The sequence below is a fragment of the Zavarzinella formosa DSM 19928 genome, assembly GCF_000255705.1.
Classification (GTDB): Bacteria; Planctomycetota; Planctomycetia; order Gemmatales; family Gemmataceae; genus Zavarzinella; species Zavarzinella formosa.
Map to the genome: position 1 here is coordinate 5,862 of NZ_JH636462.1, position 6,589 is coordinate 12,450.

Here is a 6,589-nt window from a genome sequence, read left to right on the forward strand (position 1 = left end):
GGCGCTGACGGCCGCCGTGAGCCGGCCCCGCGCCGCGGCGTTGAGCTTGGCGAGGACGGCGCCGATCGTCGTGGTCCCGTGCAGGTTGACATCGACACTTGTGCCGTCGCGGAGCGCGACGCGGAGGTCGGCTTTCCCGTTTGCGGCAAACTTGATGCCCTCGCCGTCTTGGAGGGTGGCAAGTCGGGTCGCGGCCGTCAACGCAGTGCTTGCGCTCAGCGGCCGCAGCAAGATCCCCAAGGTAAAGCCCGCGTTCACGTTCGCCTGGAGGAAGACCGTGCTGTCCGTCTTCAGCCCGGCCAAACCGCCCAAATCGAAGTTGAAGTTGACCGGCGCCGTGATCGGCGCCTGGTCAAGCCCCAACTCGGCCGCGGCGGCGGATCCGTCGAGCGACTCGACGCTAAACGGGACCGTGTGCGCGCCCGTGGTGTCGGTCAGGATCAGTCCCGTCTTGACCAGCGTGGCGACAACCTTGGTCGAAGCGGCATTGATCGCGTCGATCACCCCGCCGACAGTCGTGATCCCCCCGAGGCCGACGTCGATGACCGTGCCGTCGCCGGCCCGGATTTCGAGGTCGTTGCCCCTGTCCCCCTGGAACGACACGCCCGCCCCGGCGTTCAGGTCCGACAACTCGTTGGACCGGTCGGCAATCGGGTTGAGGCTCTGGCCGGTGAGCCGGAACAAGAGCGGATTGAGGTTTTGGCCGTTAATCGCGCCGGCGGCTGACCCGATGAGGCCGAGTCCGGCGGCGGCCGCCGAGCCGGGGACCGCTTGCACGGAAAGGCGCCCGGACCCGGTCGTGGTGTCGATCAGGGCCAGGCCGTTGCGAATGGCGTTGAAGCCGAGCGACAGCTTGCCGCTGTTGCCCGGCGCGGCGGCCACCTGACTGATGAGGTCGGCGATGGTCTCGGGATTTGAGAAGGTGATCGGCAGGCGGGTTCCGTCGGCGAGCGTGACCATGAGGTCGGAGCCGGTGCCGCTCGCGAACGAAACGCCAAGCCCGTTGTTCAGACGGGAAACGGGCGTCGTCGGGTCGAGGATCTGGCTGCGGAATCCACTGCCGATCAGCCCGAGGTCGAACGCGGCGCCGGACCCCTGGACGCCGAGCACGTTGAACAGGCTGGTCCCCAGCGTCTGGTCGGTCAGTTCCAGGCCGTTCTTGTCGCGGTTGAGCGCCGCCCCGAGCCGGCCGTTGTTTGCCGGGGCATCGTCGATCTGGGTGATGACGTCGCCGATGGTCTTGGTGTTGTTCGGGTCAAACGTGACGGTGAAGGTCGTCCCGTCGGCCAGGGCGATGCTCAGGTCCGCCCCGTGCGTGGCGGAAAACCGGACTCCCGCGCCGCCATTGATCGAGGTCAGCGGCGTCGTCTCGTCGAGGGCCGTGACCAGGCTGTTTCCACGGATGACTCCGGTGGTCGTCCCGCCGAACGTGCCGGCATAGTTGAACGTCAGCTCCAGCGCGGGAACCTTCGCCCCCGTGCTCGTCTCGAAGGCCGGGTTAAAGTTGAAGCTGATCGGGTCGGCGCCGGTCTCGCTGTTCGCCTCCTCCAGATCTTGGATGCTGTCAAACGCCGGCGCGCCGGACGGGGCGGTCAGCCCGGCCACCTCGTTGGCGTAGGAGGCCACGAGATTGACCACGCTGCCGAGGGTCTTCCCCTTGACGAACGGGATCGGCTCGTTGAAGGCGTCGGAGTTCGCGAACTGGCCCAGGTAGGCGGAGAACTGGTCCAGCGCCGCCAGCAGGGCCGAGGCGGACAAGTTGCGGAAACTGAGCAGGGTGTCGAAGTTCTTGGTGGTGACCTTGGGCGCGGCGGAGAACAGGTGGTCGGCCTGAATGATCAACTCCGGCTGGCCGTCGGCGGTGAAGTCGTAGGTCCGGCCCGAGGAGAGCGCCAGGGACGCCGTGATGGGGATATCCAGCCCGAGCCGCGCGTCGACGGTCGGGACGATCAACTGCGTGACCGGCGTGTTCAACAATTTGTTGAGCGTGGTCCTTCCCGTGCTGTCGTGGGCCAGGCCGAGGCTCACCGATGCCTGTAGCAGCGCCAGACGGGAACCGGTGGGGTCGGTCGGGTCAACGGGCAGCCCGAGCACCTGGCCGCCAACCTTGAGCGCGCCGATGTTGGCGTTCAGGCTCAGCCCCTGGCCGTCGTCGAGGAGGCTCGCCGTGACTGTCGGCGACGTGTTGAGCTTGACGAAGAAGGCGTTGCTGTAATCTTTTTTGACCAGCTTGGCGAGGTCGATCCCGATCGAGGCGTCGAAGTTGAACTTGGTTTCGAGGTCCACGGCGAGGTCGGCGTTGAGCGACAGGGGCGTGCCGCTGCCGGCGCCGAGGTCCAGCGCGACGGGGTCGGTCCGGGTGGCGGTGAAGGCGTAACTGAGCAGCAGCGCCCCGTTTTCCACGGAGAGGTCCAGCCCCGGAGCCAGCGACACGCTCAGGTCGCCGCGAGGCGCCGCTCCCCCGCGAATCGCATCAAGCAGGCCGTCCACCGTCGGGAGTTCCCCGGAAACGTCGAGCGAGGCGAAATAAGCCTTCACCGGCTGGTAGAGGCCGGTGTCGAAGATGTCGCCGGCCTGCACGTAGCTGCCCAGCGACCGGTCGATCACCGGGAGTTTGGTGTTCATGCCCGCCGAGGAGTCGATCTCTTTGCCGAGCGTGGCGAGCTGGCTCAGGCCCGAGAGGATTTCCGTCTTGGACTGATTGATCAGGTCGCTGACCGAGCTGAAACCGGGGCCGGAAATGGTCACGTCGTCCGGTTCGTTCAAGTCATTGAAGGTGAACGTCAGGCTCTTGTTTTTAAGCGAATCGGGGACAAGCGAGCCGAGCAGCCCGCTGTCGAGGCTGACGTTGGCCGAGAGGGACGCCGTTTGTCCGGGGGCCGCGACGAGCGAGGTCGTGGCCATGTCGGCCATGGCGGCGAAGTCCCGCACGTATAGCCGGCCGCTCATCACGCCCGTGTCGCTGTCGAGGAACCGGAGCGGCAGCGTGTCGGCCAGGCCGATTCCCGGGTCGACGGCGACCTCCAAGTCGGACGCCGTGACGTTGAATATCCCGAAATCGCCGACGGCGGTCACATCGTCGTCGGGGTCCGCTTCGATGTGGTCGAGCGAGAGGACGGGCCGGCCGGCGAGCGCGGCAGTGTCGACGTACAGCCCTTGGTCGTCGACACCGAACACCAAATGGAGGTGAACCAGCGCGCTCATGTCGACGCTGCCCTCGAGGGTCACGGTGCCGCCGAGCGCCTCGGCGTCAAGGTCCGCCATGCCGTCGAGGGTGCGGTTGATGGTGATGTCGTACTCGTCCGTCGCCGCGTCGTACTGGAACGAGCCGGCGGCGCCCGGGTCGCTCAGGCCCAACACGTACTGCCTGAGCTGGTCGATGCTGTCGATGTCGTCGGGGTCCGGGCCACCCTCGCGCGCCTCGAACATCCGCTCGAAGAGTCCGGCGTCGTCCTCGCCTTCCGGCGCCGCCCCCCCGGCGTCCGGGTCGGCGTCCGGGTCGGCGTCCGGGTCGGCGATCGGCGCCGTCTCCTCCGGGCGGAGGAAATTTCCGAGCGGCCCGGTTGGCGCCCGGAGCTGCGGACTTTTCGTTCTCACGAGCGCGTTGACGATCCCCGTGGCTTTGGGGCGAGGGGGCAGGTTCGATATGAAACCGGAGTTGGTGTAATTGACGGTCAGGAGGCTGCCGTCGGGCCTCGTGACGCTAATTTTCCTGCCATCGTTGGTCGCGGTGGCGGACTGGGATGACTGGAACGTCAATTTCGTGGTCTTCCCGCCGTCGAACGTGATGCCGCCCGGGACGGTAAGCCTCGTGTCAATGGTCAGGGTGGCGCTAGCCCCGAGATTCGAGACTTGGATGCCGAGCACAGACCGGGCCGGGTACGAGGTCGTTTTGGGGGCGCCGTTGTTGACGGCGGGGTCCGTGACCACGACGTCGATCAATTGGGGGTTGGCCGCGTTCGGCTGGATCACGACGCCGGCGTTGGGAGAGGCCCCTGTGATGGACAGGACGCCGACCGAGCCCAATTTTTCCGACGCTTGGTCGATCTCGTAATTCCCGCGGCCGAGCGTGCTGATGACCAGCACGTCCCCACTGTCTTGGTTCAGGGCCCCGGCCACGTTCAACGGCATCTTCGGGGTGTAGCTGATCTGGGTGACCAAGGCGTTTGGCAGAACCTTGCCTTGGGAGCCGTTCAACGCGGTCCAAGCGAGCGGGGGCGAGGGCGACTGCTCATCGTCCGGAAGTTTCTGATAGGCGTTTGTCCCGTCCGGAACGCCGAGCGGGTTGTACGCCACGAAGACGCCGTTCGCCCCGCCGACGAGCAGCGAGTCACGGCCGTTGGGGAAGCCGGCGGAGGCGGGAAGCTTGACGATTTGCACAGCGTCCAGCCGGGCGTCGAACGGCGCGAGCCGGCCCGTGATGTTTGTCCATTTCACGCCGCCGTCCACCGTCGCGTAGACGGAGCCGCCCCCGGCCGCGTAGGCGACGCGCCAGTTCTTCGGGTCGAGGACGATCGACGAAATGTTCGTGGGCAAGGCCCTGGATGCGAGGTCGAATGCCTCGCCCGCTCCCGTTCGCACGTAGATGACGTTCCCGCGGGCCGCGTAGATGACATTCGGGTTGGGCGTGGCGCCGTCCATTCCGCCGAAAGCGAGCGCCGTGACCAAGGAAGTGTTCGGCTGCGCCTCGGCCAGCGGCTGTTTGATGGCTTGGACGGTGTCGCCGTAGTCTGAGCTGACGTAAACGCCGTTGAACCCGAGAAGCAACTGGCCATTGACGGCGTTGACGGCGCCTTGGATCCCGCCGAAGCCGTCATATGCCTGGTCGGCGGCGTCGAGGCCGCTCCGCTCCACCGTCGGCGTCTCCGCCTTGGCAAATTTGAGCTCGACGTCCGGCCCCACGACGCCGTCGGACGTCTCGGCGGACCGCTCGATGAATTTGAAGTTATTGCCGAACGCATAGCGGTAAACCGTCTGATCTGCCGTGTTCGGCTTGACGACGGCGACCGCCTGAGTGCCGCCATCGCCGCCGAGGACGTTGGTCCACGCCTGTGACCCGGGCGCCGTCTGAACGATCGAGCCGTTGTCTTGATTGCCCGCGAGAGCAACCTTGGCGAGCGGGTCGTAGGCGACCGAGTAGGCCTCGAGGTTGCCGAGGTCGCCGTTGAGCGACTGCCAGTAAGCAGGCGCGGTCGCACTGTTCGGGTTGGTGAGTTGGAAGATCCCCCCGTCGTCCGTCTCGGTCAGTTTGCCGTCAATAAAGACCAGTGACCGGGAGTCGGCGTGCGGGGTCGTCCCGACCGGGGCGAGCGTCGGCCCCCGCTGGGAATCCGGCGTCTGGTCGACGAAGCTTTTCGGGTAGGGGTCCGCGATGCCTTTCACGGGGGCGTTCACGACGCCAACGAAGCGGGGCGTCGTGTCACTGGCCCCGGTCCGGTAGATCAGAAAGTGGCCGGGGTAGGTGCCGGGGCCGGGGCCGGGGTTCCAGCCCGGCAGGCTGATGCGCCACCCGTCAGTGTTCGACCCGGTCGTTTCGGTGAATGTCTCGGGCAGAGTACGGAAGCCGCTGGCCGTGACGAAGACCAAGGAATATGTGTAGGCTGTGTTGTGAGCAAGCCCCGCGCCCGACGGGCTGGTCGTCAGATCAGTGAAGGTCGGGGGATTATCGTTTTTGAATAGCAGGGCGGGGTTGAAGCCCGCCTGGTTCGTCTCGCTGTCGCCGAGAGCCTTGTCCGCGACGGTGTCCACGTAGGCCGTGACGTCTCCGTCCACCGACGCGACAAAGTAGAACGCGGTCCCGTCGGCCTTCGTCCGGAAAATTTTGATCGACCGGGCGGTGGGCGGGACGCCGGCGGTGAGGTTCGAGAGGGTGATGGAGTCGGCGCCCCCATGCCCGAGTATGCCCGCGATCTTGACGGACAGGGGGAGCGAGCGGACCGATTCCTCGCCGGCCGAATCGACGTACGAGATCGCGTACTGGTATTTGGCGTTCGCCGGAAAAGTCTTGGCGTTGAAGTTTGCCTGCCCTTGCGTGACAACCGCCCCCGGTCCGGGGCCGGCGCCGGGGGCGTCGGCGCCTGTCAACTTCACGAAAGCGGACTTGATATCCTTGGAATTGAAGCGATAGATCGTTCCGTTTCTGTCCCCGCCGAAGTAGACCGTGTACAAGTCAACCGGATCAACGGTGATTGAGAAATGAGTCTCGGCTTGGCCCCCGGGGTTTACAGTCGCTCCGAGCGAACTGGCGACTTGGGTCAAATTCAGTTTGGCGGCGAGATTGTCGTACCGGAGGATTCCGTCAACGGCATCCCCCTTCACGGCGGCTTTGATGACGCCGGCGTACAGGGCAAATTGCCCGCCCTTCACGGCGGTGGTGCCGACGGCGAAGCGAATGCGGGTCGCGTCTTTGAGATAGTTGTTCATGCTCGTCGAGACCAAGGACCAGCCGATCCCGCCGTCGACGCTCTTGTAAATGCCCGGCACGACCCCGGCCGAGGCGGCCCCCGGCGTCAAGGCCGCAAAAAGAACCACGGCCGACGAGCCTGCGGCGGGCCCAGCGACCGACGCCGGAATCGCCGCGAGGTCGCTG

General features: G+C 66.1%; 1 protein-coding gene. It reads right to left on the reverse strand.

Features of this window, described 5'->3' with window-relative positions:
* A partial coding sequence (locus BGIM_RS65465; protein ID WP_238537857.1) for a hypothetical protein occupies positions 1-6,531 on the reverse strand: 6,531 nt, incomplete at its 3' end.
* Positions 6,532-6,589: the final 58 nt, after the last annotated feature.